The 25,572-nt window shown below is 30.3% G+C and carries 19 protein-coding genes, 2 tRNA genes and 1 rRNA gene (1 of these 22 only partly in view); 5 read left to right on the top strand and 17 right to left on the bottom strand.

Annotated elements, in window-relative coordinates; all coding sequences use genetic code 11:
- The 3 genes from J3359_RS17075 to ligA all read right to left on the bottom strand — a co-directional run.
- Nucleotides 1-60, bottom strand: a 16S ribosomal RNA gene (locus J3359_RS17075); it reaches 1,460 nt to the left of the window's first position.
- A gap of 829 nt (nucleotides 61-889) precedes the next feature.
- Complete coding sequence (locus J3359_RS17070; RefSeq protein ID WP_243765950.1) at nucleotides 890-1,630, bottom strand: DUF4294 domain-containing protein; 741 nt, start codon at nucleotides 1,628-1,630, stop codon at nucleotides 890-892.
- A 76-nt stretch (nucleotides 1,631-1,706) separates the two neighbouring features.
- Nucleotides 1,707-3,704, bottom strand: a complete 1,998-nt coding sequence (gene ligA / locus J3359_RS17065) for an NAD-dependent DNA ligase LigA (RefSeq protein WP_208078311.1) — start codon at nucleotides 3,702-3,704, stop codon at nucleotides 1,707-1,709.
- Between the two features lie 76 nt (nucleotides 3,705-3,780).
- Between ligA and J3359_RS17060 the strand changes: the two genes are divergently transcribed.
- Nucleotides 3,781-4,443: a hypothetical protein gene (locus J3359_RS17060; protein WP_208078310.1), complete on the top strand. Its 663-nt coding sequence runs from the start codon at nucleotides 3,781-3,783 to the stop codon at nucleotides 4,441-4,443.
- A gap of 104 nt (nucleotides 4,444-4,547) precedes the next feature.
- On the opposite strand, the gene J3359_RS17055 is transcribed toward J3359_RS17060, so the two are convergent.
- Together J3359_RS17055 and J3359_RS17050 are read right to left on the bottom strand one after the other, a co-directional pair.
- Entirely contained in the window at nucleotides 4,548-5,117 is a 570-nt protein-coding gene (locus J3359_RS17055) for a DinB family protein (RefSeq protein WP_243765949.1), read from the bottom strand.
- Between the two features lie 183 nt (nucleotides 5,118-5,300).
- The gene (locus J3359_RS17050) at nucleotides 5,301-6,743 is read right to left on the bottom strand and encodes a glyceraldehyde-3-phosphate dehydrogenase (protein WP_208078309.1); all 1,443 of its coding nucleotides are present in this window, start codon (nucleotides 6,741-6,743) and stop codon (nucleotides 5,301-5,303) included.
- A gap of 242 nt (nucleotides 6,744-6,985) precedes the next feature.
- Between J3359_RS17050 and J3359_RS17045 the strand changes: the two genes are divergently transcribed.
- Both J3359_RS17045 and J3359_RS17040 read left to right on the top strand, forming a co-directional pair.
- Nucleotides 6,986-8,008 carry a TlpA family protein disulfide reductase gene (locus J3359_RS17045; protein ID WP_208078308.1) on the top strand — a complete coding sequence of 341 codons (1,023 nt, stop codon included), beginning with the start codon at nucleotides 6,986-6,988 and terminating at the stop codon, nucleotides 8,006-8,008.
- 390 nt (nucleotides 8,009-8,398) lie between these two features.
- Entirely contained in the window at nucleotides 8,399-9,061 is a 663-nt protein-coding gene (locus tag J3359_RS17040; RefSeq protein WP_208078307.1) for a peptidoglycan-binding domain-containing protein, read from the top strand.
- 37 nt (nucleotides 9,062-9,098) lie between these two features.
- Here the strand turns inward: J3359_RS17040 and J3359_RS17035 are convergent, their stop codons facing one another.
- Together J3359_RS17035 and J3359_RS17030 are read right to left on the bottom strand one after the other, a co-directional pair.
- On the bottom strand, nucleotides 9,099-9,581 hold the full coding sequence (locus J3359_RS17035; protein ID WP_208078306.1) for a nucleotidyltransferase domain-containing protein: 483 nt from the start codon (nucleotides 9,579-9,581) through the stop codon (nucleotides 9,099-9,101).
- A gap of 197 nt (nucleotides 9,582-9,778) precedes the next feature.
- Nucleotides 9,779-11,179, bottom strand: coding sequence for an RtcB family protein (locus J3359_RS17030; RefSeq protein ID WP_208080514.1), 1,401 nt, complete (start codon nucleotides 11,177-11,179; stop codon nucleotides 9,779-9,781).
- Between the two features lie 249 nt (nucleotides 11,180-11,428).
- On the opposite strand from J3359_RS17030, the gene J3359_RS17025 reads away from it, so the two are divergent.
- Complete coding sequence (locus tag J3359_RS17025; protein ID WP_208078305.1) at nucleotides 11,429-12,427, top strand: helix-turn-helix transcriptional regulator; 999 nt, start codon at nucleotides 11,429-11,431, stop codon at nucleotides 12,425-12,427.
- A 22-nt stretch (nucleotides 12,428-12,449) separates the two neighbouring features.
- Entirely contained in the window at nucleotides 12,450-13,070 is a 621-nt protein-coding gene (locus J3359_RS17020) for a metallophosphatase domain-containing protein (protein WP_208078304.1), read from the top strand.
- Between the two features lie 102 nt (nucleotides 13,071-13,172).
- Here the strand turns inward: J3359_RS17020 and J3359_RS17015 are convergent, their stop codons facing one another.
- The 10 genes from J3359_RS17015 to J3359_RS16970 all read right to left on the bottom strand — a co-directional run bounded on the left by J3359_RS17015 (nucleotide 13,173) and on the right by J3359_RS16970 (nucleotide 25,535).
- Complete coding sequence (locus J3359_RS17015; protein WP_208078303.1) at nucleotides 13,173-14,273, bottom strand: slipin family protein; 1,101 nt, start codon at nucleotides 14,271-14,273, stop codon at nucleotides 13,173-13,175.
- A 316-nt stretch (nucleotides 14,274-14,589) separates the two neighbouring features.
- A tRNA-Leu gene (locus tag J3359_RS17010) sits at nucleotides 14,590-14,682 on the bottom strand.
- Between the two features lie 243 nt (nucleotides 14,683-14,925).
- Nucleotides 14,926-15,009: transfer RNA gene (locus J3359_RS17005), tRNA-Tyr, on the bottom strand.
- 116 nt (nucleotides 15,010-15,125) lie between these two features.
- Nucleotides 15,126-15,662, bottom strand: coding sequence for a tetratricopeptide repeat protein (locus tag J3359_RS17000; protein WP_208078301.1), 537 nt, complete (start codon nucleotides 15,660-15,662; stop codon nucleotides 15,126-15,128).
- 204 nt (nucleotides 15,663-15,866) lie between these two features.
- Nucleotides 15,867-16,559 carry a peptide chain release factor H gene (gene prfH, locus J3359_RS16995; protein WP_208078299.1) on the bottom strand — a complete coding sequence of 231 codons (693 nt, stop codon included), beginning with the start codon at nucleotides 16,557-16,559 and terminating at the stop codon, nucleotides 15,867-15,869.
- A gap of 78 nt (nucleotides 16,560-16,637) precedes the next feature.
- A complete protein-coding gene (locus J3359_RS16990) occupies nucleotides 16,638-18,029 on the bottom strand; it encodes an RtcB family protein (protein WP_208078298.1) in 1,392 nt (463 codons plus the stop codon).
- Nucleotides 18,029-18,700, bottom strand: coding sequence for a hypothetical protein (locus J3359_RS16985; RefSeq protein WP_208078296.1), 672 nt, complete (start codon nucleotides 18,698-18,700; stop codon nucleotides 18,029-18,031). The genes J3359_RS16990 and J3359_RS16985 overlap by 1 nt, the downstream gene beginning before the upstream one ends.
- Before the next feature lie 810 nt (nucleotides 18,701-19,510).
- Nucleotides 19,511-21,814 carry a T9SS type A sorting domain-containing protein gene (locus tag J3359_RS16980; RefSeq protein WP_208078294.1) on the bottom strand — a complete coding sequence of 768 codons (2,304 nt, stop codon included), beginning with the start codon at nucleotides 21,812-21,814 and terminating at the stop codon, nucleotides 19,511-19,513.
- 766 nt (nucleotides 21,815-22,580) lie between these two features.
- A complete protein-coding gene (locus J3359_RS16975; RefSeq protein WP_208078292.1) occupies nucleotides 22,581-24,083 on the bottom strand; it encodes an MFS transporter in 1,503 nt (500 codons plus the stop codon).
- Nucleotides 24,084-24,092: 9 nt separating this feature from the next.
- Nucleotides 24,093-25,535 carry a glycoside hydrolase family 30 protein gene (locus tag J3359_RS16970; protein ID WP_208080513.1) on the bottom strand — a complete coding sequence of 481 codons (1,443 nt, stop codon included), beginning with the start codon at nucleotides 25,533-25,535 and terminating at the stop codon, nucleotides 24,093-24,095.
- Between the last annotated feature and the right edge of the window lie 37 nt (nucleotides 25,536-25,572).

Here is a 25,572-nt window from a genome sequence, read left to right as displayed (position 1 = left end):
TTGCATGTGTTAAGCCTGCCGCTAGCGTTCATCCTGAGCCAGGATCAAACTCTTCATTGTATATTTTTAATAATATGAATGAATAAGTTTCAAAAGAATTTACATTATTTAATAATGTGGTTATTCTACTCTTTGTTTACGCTGTCAATTTCAATATTTTCAATGAACTTCTTAGGGTATCGCACTCATACTTATCGCACTCGTTATAAATCCTAATTTGTAGAAACGTTAGACTTGAACTAACTAATAATTATACTAACTATTATTCCAAAATTTCTCTGATCGTTTTTGCTATTTCTGTTAGCGGGTGCAAATCTAAAACTTATTTTTGATTTGGCAAGTAAAAAATAAAATAAATTTTACTTTTTTTTAACCCCTAAAAAATGAACTTTACTCCCCGCTAAAACGGACGGCAAAGATACAATCTTTTTTATTTATCAACCTAATTTAAAGTTTAGTTTTTTTATTCTTTTTTTATTGCTAAAAAATGAACTTAAAGCAACACTCCCTGCACAGTTAACAAAGCTAAAAACAACATCTCAATGAACTCCGCTAAGAAATCGTATTTCCGTTAGCGGGTGCAAATATACAACTCATTTCTACATACACAACCTTTTTTTTGAATTCTTTTTAAAATTGTTTTTATACAGTTTTAATTCATTGAAAATACGGGCGTTAGAATATGAGCTTTTTTGATGTTTTTTTTTAGTAGGAGTTAATCTGTGGATTGTGGCATGGGAAATTGAGCGAGTTTGTGTTAGGGACTGAATCTTTCGACTTCGCTCAAAACAGACTTTCTGTTTAAGCTCTTTTATTGCCCTGAAGGTAAATAAAAAGCGAGTAGCGAAAGCCCGACCTCGCTTTTTCGCGAGGAAACACACGAGAAAAATTAGTTCTTCTTCTTTCTTACTTTTCCTTTTTTGCGCATTTTGGCAAACATTCTCTTGTATTCTTCTACGTTTATTTCTCCTTTCTTGTTTAATAGAATTAAAGGAAAGTCGTAATTGAGTTTGGATTTCTGTGGTACTAATTTGCCATCCTGAAACGATCTTTGGAGAATGTCTTCGATTAAATAGTCTTCGTTAACGGATTCTGGATGGTATTCTGTTTTTAAGGATAGTTTAAAGAAATTGGCTGTGGCGTTATACCAAAATGCTTTCCAGCCACTTCTAAGTCCTTTTATGTTATTGAATGCTGTTTTGCCTGTTTGACGATGAATAAGCTTAATTAATATACGACCTTCTGTTGTGGTCATCTTTTTCATTTGGTCGGTAAATTCGCCTTCGATGTATTTTTGCACCAATTTTGTGTACTTTCTTCTCTTTCTTTTAGAATCTATACGCTCTAATCTCGCATTTAATGTGTCTAATCTTTCGGAAGCCAATTTTGCAAATGGATATGCTTTTTGGACTTTTCTTGTAAACCATAAATAGTAACGAATATCGTCACGAGATTTAAATTTATGTTTTGGCAACAACGTAAATTCATTTAATTCGATTGTTAATGTATCTCCTGGCTTTACAAAAACGTAATCGTCTATATTGTCTGGTAACGAATCTATTTCTCTCTTTTGCGAAAAGCTAAGAAATGAAATTGACATTATATATATGAATAAGAGTTTTTTTATCATTTTTACTTTTTACCGACTAAAAATAGGTTATAGGATTTACAAATACTCTATGCAAATTAGATACCAAAGTGACTTTTTAACTAATTTTATCTATAAATTCTTGTTCGGAAATTATGGAAATTCCTAAATCTTGCGCTTTTGTAAGTTTTGAAGGCCCCATATTATCTCCTGCAACTATAAAGTTTGTTTTTTTAGATATGGATGAGCTTACTTTCCCTCCATTATCTTCAATTGCTTTTTTTAATTCGTTTCTGCTCATTTGATGGAAAACGCCTGAAACTACAAAAACTTGTCTTCCTAACTTATTTGTTTTGTTTTTTAAACTTTCTGCAGAAACCTCTAGTTGAACTCCCACTGTTTTTAAACGATTTATTAGTTGAATATTTGCTAAATTGTTTGAAAAATCTACAATACTTTGTGCAATTCTGTCTCCTATTTCGTCTACACTCATTAATTCTTCGAAAGTTGCCGACATTAAATTATCTATGGATTTAAAATGCTTTGCTAATTTTTTAGCGACAGTTTCTCCAACAAAACGAATTCCGAGTGCAAACAATACTTTTTCAAACGGAATTTCTTTTGATTTTTCGATTCCTGCAATGATATTTCTTGCAGATTTTTCTGCCATCCTTTCTAACGGAATTATTTGGGCTACTTTTAAATCGTACAAATCTGCATAATTTTGAATGAGTCCAACTTTTCTTAACAAGTCCACAGTTTCACCTCCTAAACCATCAATATCCATCGCTTTTCTACTGATAAAATGTTGAATTCTCCCTGTAATTTGTGGAGCGCAACCAAATTCATTCGGGCAATAATGCTTTGCATCGCCTTCTGTTCTTACCAATACTGTATTGCATTCTGGGCAACTGGTTGCGTATATTGTTGGCTGAGAATCAATTGGTCGTTTTGTAAAATCTACCCCAATAATTTTTGGTATGATTTCGCCACCTTTTTCAACAAAAACAGTGTCTTTTTCTCGAATATCTAATTTTTCAATCTGATCTGCATTGTGTAAAGAAGCACGTTTTACAGTAGTTCCTGCCAATTGAACCGGTTCTAAATTTGCAACAGGAGTAATAGCACCTGTTCTACCAACTTGATATGTAATTTCATTTAAAACTGTAGAAACCTGTTCCGCTTTAAACTTATATGCGATTGCCCATCTTGGTGCTTTTGAGGTGTACCCTAACTCTTCTTGCTGTTGTAAATTATTCACTTTTACAACTACTCCATCTGTTTCGTAAGGTAAATCGTGGCGTTTTTTGTCCCAATGGTTTACAAAATCAAAAACCTCGTCTATTGATTTTGCCAAAGTGATTGTTTTTGGAACTTTAAAACCAACTTTTCTGGCATTCTCTAAAATTTCGAAATGCGTTTTATATTTGCGTTCTTCTGTAACCACTTGATACAATAAACAATCTAAAGGTCTTTTTGCAACTTCTACACTGTCTTGCAATTTTAAACTTCCGCTTGCGGTATTTCTGGGGTTTCTATATTCTTCTTCGCCATTTGCAACACGTTCTTTATTCATTTTATTAAAACCATCTAGTGGTAAAATAATTTCTCCACGCATTTGAAAATTGGAAGCAAAGTCTTTTTTGATCGATAATGGGATGGAACGAATTGTTTTTACGTTTGCAGTAACATTATCTCCTTGAAAACCATCTCCTCTTGTAACTGCTTTTATAAATTTTCCGTTTTCGTAGGTTAAATTTATGGAAGCACCATCGAATTTTAGTTCACAAGTATATTCTAAATCTTCTCTTCCTAAACCTTTTTGAACTCGTTTTTCCCAATCTAACAAATCTTCTTTTGAATACGAATTATCTAAAGAATACATTCTATTTTTGTGTGCAACTGTTTCAAAATTTTTGGTGATGGTTCCTCCTACTCTTTGTGTTGGCGAATTTGCATCGAAAAACTCTGGGTTTTCTGTTTCTAACTTTTCTAATTCTTTTAATTTTATATCAAATTCGAAATCGGAAATTGTTGCCTTGTCTAATACGTAATAATTATAGTTGTGATTATTTAATTCGTCACGAAGTAATTGTATTCTTTCTAAAACCGTCATATTATATCTAAAAAAAACTTGTTTTTAATATTGATATTTTGTATCTTTTCTCTTCATTCAAAAATGAATTAAAAAAATGAAATACGCTATAAAAATACATAAAATTTCTACAGTTAACGAACTTGAAAATTCTTGGAATATTAATGATTACAAAGAACTTTTAATACGTTTTGAATTACCTGGCGCAGAAACTAAAGATATTAATGAGTTAAAAGAATTGCTTTTTATGGCAATTTCAGATAAAGAACCAAATGAAGCCGCTGCAATTGTGTTAAATTATAAATTATCTGAACATTTAAATGAAGGGCAAATTGATTCGCTGTCTTATGAAATGTTAGTTGATAAAATTTCTGAAGAGTATCCTAAAATTGAATTGCATCAACAACTTTTTAATATCAATCAGTTATTATACAAGGCTTACAATGGAAAATTCCCAAACACGAAAGCAACAATTGTAGATTTTGATATTACTCCGAAGGCTAATGCCGATGAAAATATTACGAAAGAAATTGCATTAAAATGTTTTGCTCAAAATTTAGATAGTCATAATGTGGTAATTCGATTATTTGGACATCAATTAGATGCTAATGAAGCTTTTGAGGAAGCAAATAATGTTATTTGGGAATTACAGAAAAATGGCGATTCTTATAGGTTAATTACTTCGGAATATTTTATGAATAAAGAAGAGTTTTTGAAACCAGAATTTGAGGCAAATATTGCGTTTTTTGAGGAGGAATAATTTTTCATTTACCATATAAAGCCATAGAAAATGTAAAGTTTTTGTGTAGGAAATTGCTTTTAGCTCCTTCAGGTTTTTAAAATCTGAAGGGTCTTTATTTATTTCTACTCCCTAACAGTCCCAGAAAAATGATTCACTTTTGAATTGATTGGGTTTCCAGAGGAACGTCTAAAACTTGCTATTTGTCCTGTGTGCCAAATTGCATCTGCAATTGGTCCATTTATTACATTAAAAAACGGAGTGGTAACTTTTCCCTCTTTTTTTATTGAAAATTCTGATAATTCTTTACTTTCTTTTATGTTGTTGCTTAGTGCTTCAAAATTTAGTAGGGTTTGTTTTCTTATTTCTAAAAACGTCATTTTTTCTTTTTCCTTCTCTTGTTTGAAATCGGTTTTTGTTAAACGCAACATCATATTTGATAAGTCGTATATATGTATAATTGTTTTTAAGCAATTTCTACCTCCTCCTTTTGGTTGATATGCTAAATCTTCTGCTCGCAAACCTTCTGTTGACCAATAATATCGGAAGCCTAAACCATCGATCATTCTGCTTACTGTGTTTTGTGCGGAATAGCTTTCTTCCATTTTTGGAATTTCGTAGTAGGGTAATTTTTCTTGTGAATTCATGGAAATGGTAAAAAACACTATTGTTATTAGGAGGATATTTAATTTCATGTTTTGCTTTTTGCTAAATTAATCTTTTTTAAAACAAATATTTATAATTAACAAACATAGGATAACACAACAAGCTAAATACCTATATATTAAAAGATTAAAAAAGAGTTATATATTAATTCTTAAATCGAACTCACGTTAAGAGTATTTTAATATCCTGATATAAAATCAGGATTAGCTCAACTAATAATATGTAAATCTTCTAACTTTTGCGATGTGTTTCGCTAAACGAATTACTTGGTGTGAATAGCCATATTCGTTGTCGTACCAAACGTAAATTACAATAGAATCTCCGTCTGTAATGGTTGCTTTGCTATCGAAAATCGATGGTGCAGTCGTGCCAATAATATCCGAAGAAACCAATTCGTTGTCCATAGAATATTTAATTTGCTCGACTAAATCGCCTTCTAAAGCGTTTTGTTTCATAATTGCATTTAAAGTTTCCTTCGTCACTTTGGTACGTAACTGTAAACTTAAAATTGCCAAAGATCCATTTGGAACAGGGACTCTAATGGCATTGGAAGTTAGTTTTCCTGCTAATACTGGCAAGGCTTTTGCTACTGCTGCTCCTGCTCCAGTTTCTGTAATTACCATATTTAAGGCTGCTGCCCTACCTCTTCTATATTTACTGTGCATATTATCTACCAAATTTTGGTCGTTTGTATATGCATGAATGGTTTCTAAATGTCCTTTTTTAATTCCATAATTATCTTCTATAACTTTTAAAACTGGCGTAATTGCATTGGTTGTACAAGATGCTGCAGAGAAAACATCTACGTTATCTGAACTGTATTGTTTATGATTTACTCCGTGAACAATATTAGGAATTCCTTTTCCTGGTGCAGTAAATAAAACTTTGCTTGCTCCTTTCGACTGTAAATGCCTGCTTAATGCTTCTTTATCTCTGAAAGCTCCTGTATTATCGATAACTAATGCGTTGTTAATTCCAAATTTTGTATAATCTACGTCTTCTGGATTGTTCGCAGAAATCATGTGAACTGTGGTTCCATTGATAATTAATGCGTTATTTTCTACATCTATTTGAACGGTTCCTAAGAAATCGCCATGTACAGAGTCGATACTTAATAAAGAAGCTCTTTTTTCTAAAACAGTTTCATTAATTTCTCCACGAGTAACCACAGCTCTTAACCTCAATTGAGAACCTTTACCCATTTTGGTCATTAATTCTCTTGCTAATAAACGTCCTATTCTACCAAAACCATATAAAACAACATCTTTTGGCTCAATGTTTTTAGCTTCTGTAGCATTTTTTAATTTCTTTTTTACAAAAGCAACTTTGTCTTCGCAAGATTTTGGACTTAAATAACATTCGTAGGCTAATTTTCCAATATCTAATTTAGATGATGGTAAGTCTATCTGCTGAATTGCTTTAGCAATATCCAAAGCATCTAAAATTGTAATTGGCTTGCTTACAAATTCTCTTGCATAATCAATTAAATTTAAAACTTCACTAGCTCTTTTATCTACCAACGGATTTCTAAACAGTACTAATTCTATTGATTTATCGTACCATAAATCGTTTACAATGTTAATAAATTGAACGGTTGCTCTTCTTGTTTGCGCTTGCGATAAAACTTCTTTGTTGTAATCTATAATTGTTGACATAGTTGTGTAACTAAAAAATTAAATTTTCGGCAAAAGTATTTCTTTTTTTTACAATACGAAATCGATTTCGTGAAATTTTCGTAAATAAAACTAAACAATTCTTAGAGTCCTCTTATTTGATCTTATTTCAATGGATAAACATTATTGCTTTTAATTATGTTTTTTTAATATTCGATTCGCTAAATACAAGTTTTAATTGTAATTATAAACTTTATATTTGCAGAAAATTAAAAACATTATAAATGAAACATTTTAGTATTTTACTTCTTACACTTTTAATTTTGGCTTCTTGTAAAAAAGAGAAAGATTTTGTAAGCTTATCAGGAAAACTAAAAAATAATAAAGATTCTTTACTTACAATTGCTGGGCAAAAAGGGCCTATAAAAACAATTAAAATTAATGCTAATGGAACTTTTAAAGACACTTTAAAGGTTAATAAAGCAGACATATTTACACTACAAATATCTAAATATAAAAGAGCTCCTATTTATTTAAAAAATGGTTACGATTTAAAATTAGAAGGAGATGCTAATAGTTTTATGAACAGCTTTCAATTTTCTGGAAATGGAGCAGATAACAGTAATTTTTTAGTTTCTCAAATTGGCGAGAGTCAAAAAATTGGAAATCCGGCTTTAATTTTAAAATTATCTGAAGAAGAATTTAAAGAAAAGGTAAGTAGTATTGAAAATAAGTTTGATAGTATTTTAAATTCTTATAAAAATCTAGACACTGCTCTGGTTTCTAAAGCCAAAAAACAAACAGACTTAATGGTTACTTATTTTAAAACAGAATATAAAAAAATAGGTGTTGTAAGAAAAGGAAATCCTTCTCCAAAATTTAAAAACTATGTAGATTTTAAAGGAGGAAAAAAATCGTTAGACTCTTTTAAAGGAAAGTATGTTTATATAGATGTTTGGGCAACTTGGTGTGGTCCTTGTTTACAACAAATTCCTTTTTTAAAGCAACTAACGCAAGAATATAAAGATAAAAACATCGAATTTATAAGCATTTCTACAGACGAGCCAAGAAGAAGTGGTGGTTCTTGGGAAACTGCTGAAAAAAAGTGGAGAAAGATGGTAAAAAATCATGGCTTAAAAGGTGTGCAGCTATGGGCTGGAGAAGATTATTCTTTTCAGCAAGCATATAAAATTACAGGGATTCCAAGATTTATTTTGATAGATCCGAATGGAATTATTATAGATGCAAATGCTCCAAGACCTTCGCAGCCAAGTTTAAAAGAGTTATTCACTAAGTTAGGGCTATAGAGGTTAACAATAATTTTGGAAAACCGAAATTCGAAACTAATTTTATGAATACAAATAAAATTACTTTACTAACTTTTCAAAAATTATTTGACTTGATTGAGGAAAATTAATTTATAAACGAATTGTTTTATATTAGAAATTTTTCATTTTACTTAAGAGAGTAAATTTAAAGAAAAAAAAAATATCTATAAAATTGAATTATTATGACACAAATTTACATATGAAATTAGGTTTTTTATTATGTATAAATGAGTTGAAAAAGAATTAACTTGTCGTTAGAAAACAGTCATAAAAATGTTAAAATGATTTTTAAGTCTTTTAATTTTATATTTCTTTATGAATAGAATTAATTACATTTGCTTACAAAGTATATCAATTTAACCAACTATTATGAAACAAATAATTATATTACTTCTTCTTATAATCGCCTTTTTTATCGGTTTTGGAAAATACCAACAATACAAAAGGTACAACACACCTAAATTAGAGTATAAAACTGATAAAAAGATAGATATAGAATTTCATAATCAAGATTTAGTTTTTAATTATTTTAATGCTATAGAAGATTTAAATAGTTGGGTTAAATTGCAATGGACAGCTAATAATATTGATGTTGTTACACCTGAAGATGATGGTACTGAAACAAAATTTGCTGTAAAAAAATATGCTGAAAAATTAGCAAAAATTAAATATTATGAAGCTAGATTAGAAAAGTCGGCTTTTTTAAAAGAAAAAGGTTTCTCTAATAAAGAAATTAAATTCTTGGAAGAAACAGGTACAGGTTTAAAAACGCATCTTCAAGAAATAGAAAAAACATCTTTTAATAATAAATTAAAAACATTGTTTGCTGACTCTAAAAAAATAGTTTACAACCAAAAAACGGCATTAATTTATGAAGTGCAAAAACTATTGGTTAAAAATGGTTTCGATATTGCTGTAGATGGAATTTATAAAGCTGAAACTTCTAATGCTATTAAATCTTTTGAAGCAAAAAACAACCTTTTTGCAGATGGTAAGTTAGATTTGTTGACTTTAGATGCTTTGTTGGAGTAAAAAAACGAACTCTTTTGAATTCGTTTTTGTTTAACATTTAAATTGAATAAAACTTTTCTCTAATAGAAACTAATAATTTATTTATCAACTCTAAATTTGGCTTCTCTCTAAGATTAGACTTATCATAAATTAAATCAAGTTTATCTTTAATTTCTGTTGCTTTCAAAACTAAATCATCATATTCAAATGCTGCATTTTTAATGGATAAAAGATAATTTCTATCTGTTCTTTTTACATTTATTTCTCCTAATTCTCCAATTTCTTTCGCCATTAATAATAATCGAAAAGTATGCATCATATTTTTTGAGTCGTAATTTTTATAATGAGAAATATTACTTTTATAACGCTCCTCATTTCTCTTTTCTACCCAAGACCAATATTCTTTATATCTTTTGCAATACGTTGAATAGCCATCTAAATTGAAATAAAGTAACCCAATTGGTTCTTGCTCTTTCGGAATAGAACTTAAACAGACTTCATTTGCATTTTTTGTAGAAATACGTTTTAACCTTGTAAACAATAAAAACTTCTTCAGAAATTTCTTTTTCAACAATTTCTAACAATGGTTTTTTAAAACTCTCTAACCTAAAATTGATATTTACCAAATCAAAAAGCAATTTGTTTTTAATTAAATCTTCAGTTTTTACTTTCTCATAAAGCATCATCTCAAAATCTTATTTTGAGATGATGTCTAATAAAAGTTCTATCGCTTTTTCTTTAACTTCTTCCATTTTTTCCATTCCTTTTACCCTGTCTTCTCCTATTTTTCCAAGGAGCATTTTTCTGCCAGTTTCCAGCCATTATACAACCATAAGGTATTACTTCATCAATTACAGTTCCTAAACCAAATTCTTCCATTTGATTTCTTACAGTTTCTGCATTTTTATATGCGGATGGTAATTCTGTAATATCAATTTCATTCGAGAAAAAACGTACATCTAAATCTTTGGTTTCTTGTTCGAAAATTTCTTCGTTTGTGCCTGTTTTACTTTTTCTATGTTGTGTTCTACTTACATTTCTTCCTGCTCCATGAGGCGCAAAACCTAAATTACTTTTGGTTGTTTTTCCTTCTACAATTAAAACAGGTTCTGCCATATTTAAAGGAATTAATCTTGGCCCAGTAATATCTGGCATAAACTTCGCATCTAAAGGAGTGGCACCTTTTGCATGATAAAATAAATCCCCATCTTTAAAAACAAAATTATGCTCGTTCCAGAATCTATTTTCTTTTTCGATTCCTAACTTTTCTAAAGTTGCATTGTGCAAAACTTCGTGGTTTAACTTCGTCCATTTTCTAATAATTTGTAAGGCTTCCCAATACGCTTTTCCTTCTTCTGTTTCATAAGGAATCCATGCATTTTGTTTTAAGGTTTCTGGAGACAATTCTTTTCGGAATTTTTCTGCAACATGCATTCCTCTTCCATATAAATTCGCTCCAAAACCCCTACTTCCATGATGTGTAATTAACATCGTGTTTCCTGTATTTTTAGATTTCCCTACAAACAAAAAGTGATTTCCATCTCCTTGTGTTCCTAGATGACTTCTTGCAGCTGAAATACATTTTTGATTGTTCAGAAAAGCATTTCCTTCAATTTCTGCTAATAAATCCATAGGAAAACGAAATTGTGTATTTCTATCTCTTCCTCCTGGTCCAAAATGGGTTATCGAATTTGCAGCGTCTAAAACATCTTTCGGATTCGCTTTTCCGAAATCTGTTAATAGTACAGAGCAACAAATATCTGCACTGTGCATTCCTGGGTGAATGGCGTTTTTCGCAACCACAATTCCACCCACAGGAATTGTTCCTTCTGGTCCTGTTGGACAAGCATCTGGCATAATTGCACCATTAACAATGGTTGGTGTTTTCATTAATGTTTCCATAGAAGTTACTACAGAGTTCACATTAATTTCTTCCAATTCGTTCTCTGCTTTTATGTTGATAATCAATTCAGCAGGATTTTCCAATAAATCGATTGTTGGTGCTGGTTTAAATTGCTCTAAATAAGCTAACATTTCCACTTCTGTTAATTTGTTAGTGTTAATAAATTCAATGGCTTCTGGAAACCATTTTGCTGGTTTAAAACCTAATTCGATAATTTCTTTTCCTGATATATTCATTTTATTTTCCATTTTCTTGTTGGTTGTGCTCTGTGAACTCCTCGTTTCACAGAGCGATTACTTTCATAAAAAACTACTTTTTTATGATTCCGATACAAACATCTTACACAAATACGCAATCTTTTTGCGTAGCTAAAATTAATTGTTATTTTTATTCAAAATTTTACAATCAAATTGTTCTCGATACAATTTCGCAAAAAAATCGAAATCACTCGAACTGACAGTCTGTGAATTATAAAAACCCACAAAATGGCATCAAACAAAAATGCGCTTATTAGATATAAAACCATTGATTATTGTTTGCGAAACAAGTTTAAAAAATGGACTTTAGACGACTTAATTGAAGCCTGTTCTGATGCTTTGTACGAATATGAAGGCAAAGATGTAAATGTAAGTAAACGTACCATTCAGTTAGATATTCAGCTAATGCGAAGTGATAAATTGGGATATAACGCACCAATTGAGGTTTACAACAGGCGTTTTTATAAATATTCTGATAAAGATTACAGCATTATGAATATTCCTGTGACAGATAATGATGTAAAAATTATGAATGACGCCATTCAATTATTGCGTCAGTTTAAAGATTTTTCTTTATTTAAAGAAATGGACGGGGTTTTACAACGTTTGGAAGATTCTGTTTATTCATCACAAAAAGACAAAAAATCGATTATTCATCTAGACAAAAACGAACAATTAAAAGGATTGGAATTTATAGATCCTTTGTACAATGCTATTCAGCAGAAAAAAGTTTTAAAAATTCGATATCAATCTTTTAAAGCACATAATGCAAGTGATATGATTGTGCATCCTCAATTATTGAAAGAATTTAACAATCGCTGGTTTTTATTGTGTTTGAACAAAAGGAAATATTATACGTTAGCTTTAGATAGAATTATCGAAGCTTCTATAGAAGAAAATATAGAATATGTTGATAATAATGTTGATGGAGACACTTACTATAAAGATGTAATTGGAGCCACCGTTTCAAATTCAAGACCTCAAAGAATTCAATTTTGGATAGAAAAAAAGAATGCACCATACGTAATTACAAAACCTTTTCATAAATCGCAAAGAGTTATAAAATATACTGATGATGGTGTTATTTTCAACATTTTTGTGCAAATTAATTTTGAATTAGAACGTAAAATTCTTGGTTTTGGAGAACTGATAGAAGTTTTAAAACCAGGAAAATTTCGTAACAGAATTTTAGGAAAATTACATCAAGCGACTGCGAATTACAAATAAAAAACTCTAATTTTGGCTTTATATGAAAATCGTCCTAATTTCAGACACACATGGTAATCATAACATTCGAATTCCAGAAGGTGATGTTTTAATTCACGCTGGTGATGTTTCTTCACGTGGCAGAAAAACAGAAATTGATGCTTTTATAAAGTGGTTTCAATCTCAACCACACAAACACAAAATTTTTATTGCTGGAAATCACGACTTTTATTTTGAAGAAGCTACACAAAACAACATTAAAATAAACTATCCAAATCTTATGTATTTAAACGATTCTGGTTGTGAAATTGACGGAATTAAGTTTTGGGGCTCTCCAATTCAGCCTACCTTTTTTAATTGGGCATTTAACAGAAATAGAGGAAATGAAATTAAAAAACATTGGGATTTAATTCCGAATAACACAGATATTTTAATTACTCATGGACCACCACATAAAATTTTAGATCTCACAAAAAACGAGGAATATGCTGGTTGCGAAGAGCTAAAAAAGAAGGTTTTAGAAATTCAACCAAAATTACATGTTTTTGGTCATATCCATGAAGCGTATGGAAAAACGACTCGAAATAACACCCTTTTTGTAAATGCTTCTTTGTTAGACGAAAGATATCAAAACGTAAATACTCCTATTGAAATTGAACTTTAAATTGTAATTATATTTAAAAATGTCTGTTCGAGCGCAATCGAGAACTATTTAGATTATTAAATACAAATAACCTTTCGACTGCGCTCAAAGAGACAACTCCTTTTACTTATTCACAGAAAAAATTTCTTTTAATTGCTTTACCATATTACCATTTCCAGAGACAGTAATCTCGCCAATTTTATCAGCAATCTTCTCTACATACTCCATTTCTTTCAACTTAAATAACATTTCGTTATCTTCCATTAACTTAGCAGTATTTAACAAACTTCTGGTAGAAGCTGTTTCCTCTCTTCTGGTAATTACATTTGCTTGCGCTTTCTTTTGCGCAATTAAAACTTGATTCATAATCTCTTTCATATCTCCAGTTAAAATTACATCTCTCATACCGCAATTCAATACTTTTACGCCTAATTGGGCTGTATTTTTAGAAACTTCTTCAAAAACTGCGTTGGCAATATTTTCTTTGTTTTCTAACAACTCATCCAACGTAAAACCACCAACATAACTTCTTAAAGCCAACTGCATTAAAATGTATAATTGCTTTTCGTAATCTTTGTTATCTAACAACGCTTTTTCTATATCAACCACTTTATATTGTGTGTAAAAGTTTATTCTTACACTCGCTTTGTCTTTCGTTAACAATTCTTGGCCTGCGATTTCCAATTGCAATTGTCTCATATCTGCTTTTGCTATTTTAATGGTGGTATCGTTTTTCCAGAATCTGTATGCTCCACCTGTTAAGGTTTTTGTATACACATCATCAATTAATAAAATTGCTTTTTCGAATGTGGCAACTTCAAATAATCTGATGTATTTATTCATTTCAAAATTGCTAAACAAAGCTTTATCGATATTCTCCGTAATATATATTTTGCTTGTATCTATTTTTTGAAATTCTCTATTGATAAAACCTTTCCAAAAGAAATATCTACCAGCAGTTAACACTCTTTTAAAGTTGTTATTTTCGTATACTAAAACCAATTCTGCATCTTTTACTTCAACAACCTCTAACATCTCTGTTAAAATTGCATTTTTTAACAAAATTTCTATGGCTACAGATGCATAAAACTCTTGCGTTAAATCGTAAACTAAAACATTCTGATTTAAAAATAACCAATGAGTTCCTTGAGTAATTACGTTTTTAAATTCTCCATTTTTGAAGACCAAACCTACTTTTCCTGCATTAATTCTTACTCTTTTCATAATTCACTTGTTAATTAACCCTGAACTCATTTCAGGGTCTGTTATTCTTATTAATTTATTCATTTTAAAAACGATACGTTAAAATGCTCATTAACTAACGGAACTTTTTTATTGAAAAGAATAGGCTGTAATTCATTTTTAAAAATGGATTGAAATTATATCTAACTTCAATTGATTTATAAAAAATCGTTCTTTTCTATTTTTTAAAATAAAAACTTCAAGTACATTTTTTGAGTGTTTATTAAAAAACACATTAAAACGTATCGATTTTTTGTTTTCATCAGTTTTAAAAGATGATGAGCTTAATAGACTCTTTTGGGAGTCAGAAAATTGGACTCGAACCAACACGCCTTTCGGCTTACCATTAACCTACATTTTGAGTGTAGTGCTCTAACCAAACTGAGCTACAAGATCTAAATTTAGTGACCTTAACAGGAATCGAACCTGTGCATTTCTATTGCATTACCCAAACTTTGCTACATAACTTTCGTTAAGGAAGGATTCGAACCTTCGTACATAGAGTTGTAGGTTTATCTTTTGGTAGAAAACCTAAAAAACCTTCAAGACCAGTTGTATGTAAAAATCTAATACAAAACTGCAAGAATTTACACAATGGTGCTATACTGAAACACGCAACAAGACTTACTTGATGTGGAAGTAGTAGGACTCGAACCTACACGTTCTTTACGAAATCAGAGTTACAGTCTGACGAGCCAACCAGTTGCTCAATACTTCCTTTACTTTTTAAAAACCTCACTTTACTCGTCGTTAAAGTGAGGTGAACTTATTTTCTCTTTCTTAATAACTCTGCAAATATTTGATACTGTTACGCAACCTTTTTGCGCAGTAAAATTATTTTTTCTTTTTCTTACGTTTTTTATCATTTTTAGATGATTTTGCATTCTTTTTCTTTGGCATTTTACCTTTAATTCTTGTTTTTTCTTCATCTATACTTTCCATAAATTCTGAATTATACGTGTGCTCTTTTGCCAGTTTTATGAAAGTCAGCGCTTTTTTATAATTTTTTAATTGTTCATATAAAATAGCTTTCTTTACATACAATAACGCTTTGTCCGAACCTTTTACTGTTAATCCAAAATTGATAAATTCTTCTGCTTCTTTATAATCTTCGTTCCATAAAAGTACTTTTATATAAGGTATATAGATTTCAAAAGCGTTAATATTTTCTGCTAAAGCTTGTTTAAAATAAGAGATTGCTTCCTCGTATTTATAAAGTTTCTCTGCATAAACTCTTCCCATTAAAGTTAAAGCCATTGTGTTTTTATCGTCATAAGACAGGGCATAATTCAACGCTTCCATTACTTCTTCTAAATCGTAAGGGTAGTTTTCTAATGCTTTAAATACATAATTGTTTACTAATGTTCCCATTTTATTAAATTTTTATCCTGCAAGACCTTTCTGACCTTGTAGGTTTTACATTTTTCAATACTTTATTTAATACCTACTAGGTTTTTAAAACCTTGCAAGACGTAATAGATATAATTTATTCCAATTATTTTCGTTTGTTATCTTCGACCTTGTGGAGAAATCTCAAAAGAACTTTAGACTTCGCTTAAGGTGATATTTGATATTTTACTCCAATTGTTTTCGTAAATCATTTTTTAGCTCATTTCTTTTATTTTTAAATGATTTTTCTTTTTTTACTGCTTTAAAATCAGTCCCTTTAAAAACTCTCACAGGATTTCCCCTTTCTATTTCTTGGTGATTTTCCCACTGATTTTTCAATTGTTCTTTTTGTTGTATTGAATTAAATTCTGCTATTTTTTGCTGTAATCTCTGAATCGCTATTTTTTTATTTTGATGTTGAGACCTGCTGTCCATAACCAAAACCTGGATTCCAGTTGAAATATGTTTTGCTCTTATTGCAGAACTTACTTTATTTACGTGCTGACCACCTGCTCCAGAACTTCTAATGGCTTGAAATTGAATTTCATTCTCGTTAATTTCTAATAATTGCGAACTTTCAACTTCAAAACAACCAATAAACCAGTTTTTACGTTTGTGAAATTTTCTAAATGTTGAGGATCCAATCCACTGAATGGTACCCAACCAATTTGTTGTAAAATCAGTAAGATTTTTTCCTTTAATTTGAATGCTTACAGATTGCACTGTGCCATTTTCTATTCCGTTTTCTTTATGTAGAATTGTATAATCAATCTTATTGTTTGCCAATTCTTTTAGGAATATTTTTAACACTTTTGCAACTACAAAAGCACATTCTAAAGGGCCTTTTCCTGCTGATATTTGTATTATTTTAGTTTTCATTTTTTTCTTTTTAAGATGATAGAAAATAGACTGTTTAAAACTAATCATCTGTCTTTAATCTTACTTCTCTTTTCTATTTTATCTATCCATTCTTACAATTTTTGGTGTAAATGTGCCTAACACCTCTACCAATTCTTGCTGATTTGCCATCACTTTTTTAATGTCTTTATACGCCATTGGTGCTTCATCAATTCCACCTCCAATTAGTGTAACATCGTTCATTTTTAATTGATGCATGATATCACTTTTAGTAAACTTTTCTTTACACTTTCTGCGAGAATGTTTTCTACCTGCTCCATGTGAAGCAGATTGCAAACTCGCTGCATTTCCCAAACCACGAACTATAAAACCTGGTGCTGTCATAGATCCTGGAATGATACCCAACTCGTTTGTTTTTGCTGGTGTTGCTCCTTTTCTATGTACAATGCATTCTTTACCATTTACGGTTTCCTTCCAAGCAAAATTGTGATGATTCTCAATTTTTGCTACAGGTTTTGAACCGATTAATTTTGCAATTCTTGAGTGAATATCATCATGACAAGCCTTGGCATAATCTCCTGCTAAATTCATTGCTTGCCAATATTCTTGTCCATCATGTGTAAATAAATCTAACCAAGCCAAATGCTGTACATTTTTGGGTAAATGGCATTGTTTGGTTGCCAAATACGTGTAATGTTTTGCAATATTTGCACCCAAACCTCGTGAACCACTGTGTGATAAAACGCCTATATACTCGCCAATTTCCAATCCGAATTCGTCGTTGTTTTCTGTGATAGCAACTGTACCAAACTCTACAAAGTGATTGCCACTTCCTGAAGTTCCTAATTGTTTATACGCTTTGTCTTTTAAACGTTTTATTAACGGAATTTCTGTAAACTCATTTCTATAAAATATTTCGTGATCATTTTTTTTAACGTGCGTTTCTCGCATTCCGAATTTTGTATGATCTTTTAAAATATTTTCAAATTGATGTTGTTTCCCTTTCAAAAATGAAACTGGAATTGGATAAACCGTCAAACACATTCTGCAACCAATATCTACACCTACTCCATAAGGAATTACTGCATTATCTGTGGCTAAAACTCCGCCAATTGGTAAACCATAACCATAATGTGCATCTGGCATTAAAGATCCTTGCACTGTTATTGGTAATTTTAAAGCATCATACAACTGAAACTTTGCTTGCTCATCAATTTCGTTTTTGCCATAGATAGAAAATGGAACTCTGGTATTTTTTAATTGATGCATTTTTACTTCCACTGGTTTTACCAAACCTTCTGCAACTTTTCCCCAAATGGCATTTCCTTGAAACTTTTCAGGAGTTAATAAAACTTCTTTGGCTTCTTCTAAAATGCGCTCTTTTGCTTCTCTTTTTCTGTATCTATTAATTTGCCCTAAAGCAATATTGATACTATTATTCTTTGGAAAGCCTAATTTGATTAAGTCTTTTCCTTTTAGTTTATTTCCCATTATATATTTTCTTTTACTATATCTTTTATAGAATATTTTTTTAAATTTTTAAGTAATTTTTTTGATATCAATTTTTCTTTTTCAACATTTCTAAAATTCCAGTTATCTTTATATTTATAGAGTTTTTGTTCTGCTTCGTAATAACCCCTTTTTAAAAGTTGATTATTAAGTCTTGCAAACTCACTTTCTAATTTTGCATCAATTATTTTTGTGTGTGTTACATAAGCTCTTGTATACTTAATTTTATAAGCTCCTTTTGGAATTCTTACATAAAACCTCAACTTTAACTTTTTTTGATACCTGTAATAGAAAGGTGTGCATAGATTTTTTGCTTTATCACTTAACTTATTGAACTGCTTTTTACTTAACGTTGGTAAATCTTTATAAATAAGGTTTTTTGATATTTGATTTAGCCATTTTTTTTGAGCTTCTTCTTTAGTTCTGCCCCAAAACATTTTTTCAACTTTAGCGTACACTTCTAAAACAGCTTCTTTGTTCTTATACAATTCAATTTTATTAGTAATTGCTATTTCTTTAAACCAGCCATTTCTAATTGGTTTATCCAACTTTAGATATCCTAAATTCCTTATTTCCTCAGAGATTTGTCTTTGTCTTTTCCAAATTTTACGAACCTCTTGTAATCTTTTCGATTTGATATGTTTTGGTTTCATTTTCCAAATTTTGAATGTTTGATTCTATAGAACTCAACTTTTAGTTGATTCCAGTAACAGATTCCTGCCTCTGCAGAAATGACAAAATGTTTCGGAAAATAATTAGGAAATAAAATCCATAAGAAAAGTCCGAAATTTTTACAACTTCGGACTTTTCATATACAATAGAATATTGCTATTTGTAATTGTGAAAGTCACGAAGTAAACAAGAAACAAAACCTAGTTCTGTTTGTATGTTTTTGTTTAATGGATAATTGAACATTTTACTTCGTTTTTTTATACTGAACTTGTTTCTGTATCTTAACAATAATTCAGCGATTTTATATTTTTATTTTTACAATTCTTTACTCGGAATTGCAATGCAAACCTAAAACGTATTTTTGAATTACACAAATAAAATTTTAATTTATTTTTCTGATAATCAATCATTTAAATTGATTTTAGACAGTAGATTTCCTATCCGCTTTTTAGCAGATGCTAAGTTTAGAAGTAACTCTTTGGCTTTGTGATATGTAACTAAAATCTACATTTGGTATTATCATCTATAATTTTTTATAAAAAAAGCGTCCAAAAAATGAATTTTGGACGCTTTTTCTATTCTATTGATAGTTTTTAATCTAGAATATAGACTGGATTAGTCGCAAAAAGCGTCCGTTTTTATGTAGTTTGAATATATTCATCAATTAAAATTTTATACTTTTCTTATTGTTTTGAGTTGCAAATATGCAAAAAACTTTGGTATTTAAAAAATGCCCAAGAAATGAATCTTGAGCGTTATTATAATAATTTTAAAATCCCCCGATAATAAAACTATCTCTTTATAAATTTAGCAGTTCCAACTGAATTGTTAACAGTGAATTTAATTAGGTAAATTCCTGAATTCAAATCTGAAACATCGATATTTTTAGAAGTGTTATTTACAGAAATCGTTTTTACCACTTTTCCTAAAATATTAAATACACTTAACTTTTCGATAGTATTTTCCGCAGAAATTGTTACAAAACTTGTTGCTGGATTTGGATATAAACTAACATTTGCTAAAGTATTATCTTTAATACTTGCTGTTGCAGAATTTAACAAAGTAATATCATCTATATAAAAAGTGAAATTTGCAGAACCATCTCCCATCGTTCCATTATCGAAAATTGTAACAAACTTATCGTACGATTTTGTTTTATCTATTGCTGAATAATCGAACGTTAATGTTTCCCATGCATTTGCTTTTGTGGTTAACACTTCTTTTTCGAAGTTAATTCCTGAATCGCCAGAGTTTTCTACTTTTACCAAAACTTTTGCGCCTACTCTTGGCGAATATACTTTCATTGTAAAGGTATCGTTTGTTGCAAAATCCATCGCCGAACTTAAAACGATTGAACTTCCTCCCCAAGGTTGGTCTGCATTTTTAACCATTTTACCAACATTTGCAGAATTGTTGTCTGCATTGTTGTATGGGTTTGTTTCTGTAGTTACAACGCCTCCATTAAAATCTACCCAAGTAGTTGCGCTTTCGAAATCTAAAGGTAAAGCTACTGTTGGGCTCGTTGTTCCTGATTTTGATAAGGTAATATCATCTATATAAAAAGTGAAATTTGCAGAACCATCTCCCATCGTTCCATTATCGAAAATTGTAACAAACTTATCGTACGATTTTGTTTTATCTATTGCTGAATAATCGAACGTTAATGTTTCCCATGCATTTGCTTTTGTGGTTAACACTTCTTTTTCGAAGTTAATTCCTGAATCGCCAGAGTTTTCTACTTTTACCAAAACTTTTGCGCCTACTCTTGGCGAATATACTTTCATTGTAAAGGTATCGTTTGTTGCAAAATCCATCGCCGAACTTAAAACGATTGAACTTCCTCCCCAAGGTTGGTCTGCATTTTTAACCATTTTACCAACATTTGCAGAATTGTTGTCTGCATTGTTGTATGGGTTTGTTTCTGTAGTTACAACGCCTCCATTAAAATCTACCCAAGTAGTTGCGCTTTCGAAATCTAAAGGTAAAGCTACTGTTGGGCTCGTTGTTCCTGATTTTGATAAGGTAATATCATCTATATAAAAAGTGAAATTTGCAGAACCATCTCCCATCGTTCCATTATCGAAAATTGTAACAAACTTATCGTACGATTTTGTTTTATCTATTGCTGAATAATCGAACGTTAATGTTTCCCATGCATTTGCTTTTGTGGTTAACACTTCTTTTTCGAAGTTGATTCCTGAATCGCCAGAGTTTTCTACTTTTACCAAAACTTTTGCGCCTACTCTTGGCGAATATACTTTCATTGTAAAGGTATCGTTTGTTGCAAAATCCATCGCCGAACTTAAAACGATTGAACTTCCTCCCCAAGGTTGGTCTGCATTTTTAACCATTTTACCAACATTTGCAGAATTGTTATCTGCATTGTTGTGTGGGTTTGTTTCTGTAGTTACAACGCCTCCATTAAAATCTACCCAAGTAGTTACACTTTCGAAATCTAAAGGTAAAGCTACTGTTGGACCTGTTGTTGCTGGATCTGATAATTTCTCTGCATTAAATTTAATATTATCAATATAAATAGTACTATTTGCTTCTCTATCTGGCTTTCCCTCTGTCCAATGAACAAATACTACCATCTGACTAATATTAGTTAAATCTCCATTAAAATTAATTCCTGAAAGATTCCAAGTTAAGGTTTGCCATTCATCAACAATTGTATTTCCAACATTCTGATCTGTTATTTGAAAAGATGTTCCACCAGAATTAGTTCCCATTTTAATACCAACAGTACCAACATAATTTTTATTAACGTCTATACTTAAGGTTAAGTTATTAGAAACACTTGTATCTATTTTCCATGTTCCAAATTTTGAATCTTCCCATTTGTTATTTACGCCTGCATAAAATGCATTTCCTGGACCAACAACAACTTTCATAACTTTTGAAGCTGTAGCATTCACCCCATCTAAATCTGGATTATCAACAATTTCTGCTGCTACTGGAGTATTATCAAACGTAAACCAATTGGCAGCGACACCATTAGGACTACCTGCTTCAAAATCAAAAACATATTGCTGTTGTTGAGTATAACCTAAAGATGTTGTTAATAAAATGATTAGTAAAGTAATATTTTTCATATTTTTATGTATTTAATTAGTTATATCCCAAAAATACATACACTTTATTAAGATATTAATAATTATTACCGCAACAAAAAACATACATCATAAAATAAATACGGATTTTCTATTAATATTTTAACTAATTATCAACAGGAATCGGATTGTAAGAAGTATTTAAGAAATTCATAAAAATCTATAATATATTATTGAAAAATAATTTTGTATAGGTAATGTATTGCTAATAAAATAGACATTAAGCCCCTAGTAATCATTCTATTGATTTTTTTAGTTAAAAAAAACATCTAATGGCTACCTATTTACTTTTATTTAAATTACTGTAGTACAATATTTTATGGAGATTAATATTTTTAAATAATAGTATTTTACTAAAAAAGAGTTTTTAAATGAAATTAAATAAATCTCCATATAGTAAAATTCAATAGGATTCGCTTGTAATAGAAAGTATAATTAAAAAACTTAAGCAACAGAAAACTAAATTATTAGAATAAATTGAGGTCAAAAATTTACAAAACAGAATATAGACGCTTTTTTAATTAAATATCAGTTCAATTTACAGTAAATAAGAAGAGGCTGTCTGAAAAGTAAATTTAGTCGTAATTTTGAGCGAAGTCGAAAAATATAAAATATTGAAATTCAATAAATAAGATTTCTCCATTACAGTCGAGATGACAAATTCTAATACTTTTGAGATAGCTTCTATGTTTAAACAAAATCTCCCCTAAATATTTATTTATCAGTTAAGTCTAAATGTAATTTTAGACTATTTCTCTCCAACTGAAATTACATTATGGAATTCACTATTATTAATTATATTGTTGTCTCTTTTATTTATCTCCCTCCTTTTTACAATTACTCTCTTGTCTAATTCTATTCTAATTTCTCTCGATTTTTGCTCAGTAACACTATAAGTACGCATTATAAACATAGCAATTAAAGTTCCTAAAATTGGAAAACCTGAATAAAAAATTCTCAGTCCTGTAACAGCACCTTCTGCTTGTACAGAAGCACTTGCATCAAAGCCTACAAAAGTCATTATTGCTCCTGTTAACAAACCTGCAATTGCAAAACCAAATTTTACCATCCACCAGTAAATAGCTCCAAAAACCCCTTCCCTGCGCTTTCCTGTATTTAATTCGTCTAAATCAATTACATCTGCTGTCATAGACATCATTAAAGTGAATAAACTTCCAATTCCGAATGAGAAAAATGGCAACGCAAAAATAAACATATATGGCTTTCCTGGAATGAATAAAAACCATAATAAAATATAACCAATAATTGAAATACCTTGTGAAAGTAAAAATGCATTCTTTTTTCCCATTATTTTAGACATTTTTGTTACTATAGGAATTACTAAAAAAGTAGTTGCCAAGGCACCAATACTTCCAAATAAAGTTGGCCAAATTCCTGCTGCTCCTGCATCTCCATTAAATAAATAATACACCACTATAAAAAAGGAGAAACTTGCAATGGTATTAAATGCATTGAATATAAAAAAAGTAGCAATACATAATTTTCTAAAAGGTTCTGATTTAAAAGCCTCTTTAAATCCGTTTAATATTTCTTTTAAACTTCCACCAATATTTTTTATTGTTAATGGAGAATAATTTTCATTTAATGTAGGTTTACTTTTTATAAAAATAGCAGGTACCATTGCAAATAACATACAAATTATTCCGACCCAAATTGCTAAATCTCTTGTGGCGATTTCCGCCGTTTTAAACCAGCCTTTGTCGTACATAATTACCCAAAACCAAGGCGCTATTACCCAAGCCCATTGCCCAATCCATTGGGCAACTGCCATTATATTTGTACGTTCGTGAAAATCATTACTCATTTCATACCCCATTGCTACATAAGGTACACTAAAAATTGTGAGTCCTAAATAAAATACAAAAGACCAAAGTAAAAAATATATAAAATTATAATCGATACCATTTTCGCGATGTAATTGCCACATAATTATAAAAGATGCGCCCATAATAATGGCACCAATAAATACATATTGTCTCCTTCTGCCCCATTTTGATTTGGTGTTGTCTGAAATAAATCCCATAATTGGATCTGTAATTGAATCGAAAACCCTTGGTAAGAAAAATAAAACACCCCACATCCAACCTGGAAAACCTAAATCTTGTACCAAAACCACCATAAATATTCCTAAAACCGCTGGAAACATTTGGTTTGCCAACATTCCTATTCCGAATGCAACTTTTTGACCAAATGGAACTTTATTTTTAACTGTAGTTTTGTGATTTGACATATATTTTTTTTAATTTGGTATTATAATTGTTTGAAGTGCTTGCGCATTTATATGAATTTCTATTTCCTTTTCTCCTAAAAGGATTTTAAAGCTTTTTTCAGCTTTCCCTTCATTAAAAACAACAACTACAATTGAATGATCTGGGTTTTCTGCTGCTGTTACTTGTAAATTTTTATCAGAATTTTCTAAACCAATAACTTTTGCTTGTGGTCTGATATATTTGCTAAAATGTGCCATGATATAATAAAGTGGCGTAAAATAAACTTCGTTTTTTTTGGGGTTAACAATTATTGGAGCAACACACCAATTTTTAAACCAGTTTGGACCACCCTGCGTGTCTAAAACCATATTCCAATCTATCCAACCATCAACCCAATTATTTAAACAACCAATAATATCTCTTGCATACCTATTAACTGGTGCATATTTTGGATGTAAATATTTATCTTCTGCCGACGCCCAATCCCAACCCCAATCTGTTGCTTCTTTTTTCCAATACCAAGCATCATTTTTCCATTCTGGAACTTCAGAATCAACACAGCCCTCTGTTTCAATTAAATATTTATTTGGTGATTTATTATGTGCATATTGTAAGGCTTCAGGAAAAACTTCGTACGTACTTTCATACCAATGAATTGCCGTTCCATTAAAATATTTTGAAGTTGCTTCGTTTTCATACATGGAATTTACCCATTCTTTTAAACCAGCTCTATTTTGGTCATATCCTAAGATAACTTTATTACCAAACCCATCTTTTTCTAATTTTGGTCCTAAATGGTATTGTACAAAATTTGTCATTTCTTTTGGCGTATAATGCATACTTTCCCAATTATTTCCATTTCCATGAGGCTCGTTTTCTACTGTAAAGCCCCAAATATCAATACCTTCTTCTTTGTAAGCGTTTAAATACTTTAAGAAAAATAATGCCCAAGTATCGTAGTATTTTGGTAATAATTTACCACCAACCCATTTTCTGTTATCTTTCATCCAGGGAGCAGCTGTCCAAGGTGACGCAATTATTTTAAAACCATCTTTTGAGATTTTTATCGCATCTTTTATCATTGGTATTAAATCATCTTTATCTTCTTTTATAGTAAAATGCTTTAAATTTATATCCTCTTTTACGGGTGAATAAGAATATTGAGATAAGGAAAAATCACAAGAATTCATGTGTGTTCTTGTTAACGAATAATTAGCTCCTTCTCTTGAAAAATATGCCTTTAAAATTGTATCTCTATTTTTTTTACCTAATTTATTTAATAAATAGGCAGAAGATTCTGTAAATGCGCCACCAAAACCAGTAATAGTTTGAAAGGTTTTTGAAGTATCTAGTTTTATGATTGATGCATTTTTACTTGAAGTAAAATTTGAAACTTTTGTTAATTTATTTCCGTTTACGGAGGTTTCAAAAACTTCTACTAATAATTTATTTGAACTTGTTTTACAACTCATTAACAATGCATAAAACAAAAAGAAAGAAATATATTTT

It is taken from the genome of Polaribacter cellanae (genome assembly GCF_017569185.1).
In the GTDB taxonomy this organism is placed as follows: domain Bacteria; phylum Bacteroidota; class Bacteroidia; order Flavobacteriales; family Flavobacteriaceae; genus Polaribacter; species Polaribacter cellanae.
Note: the sequence above shows the minus strand (reverse complement) of the source record. Positions and strands in the feature narration are given on the sequence as shown.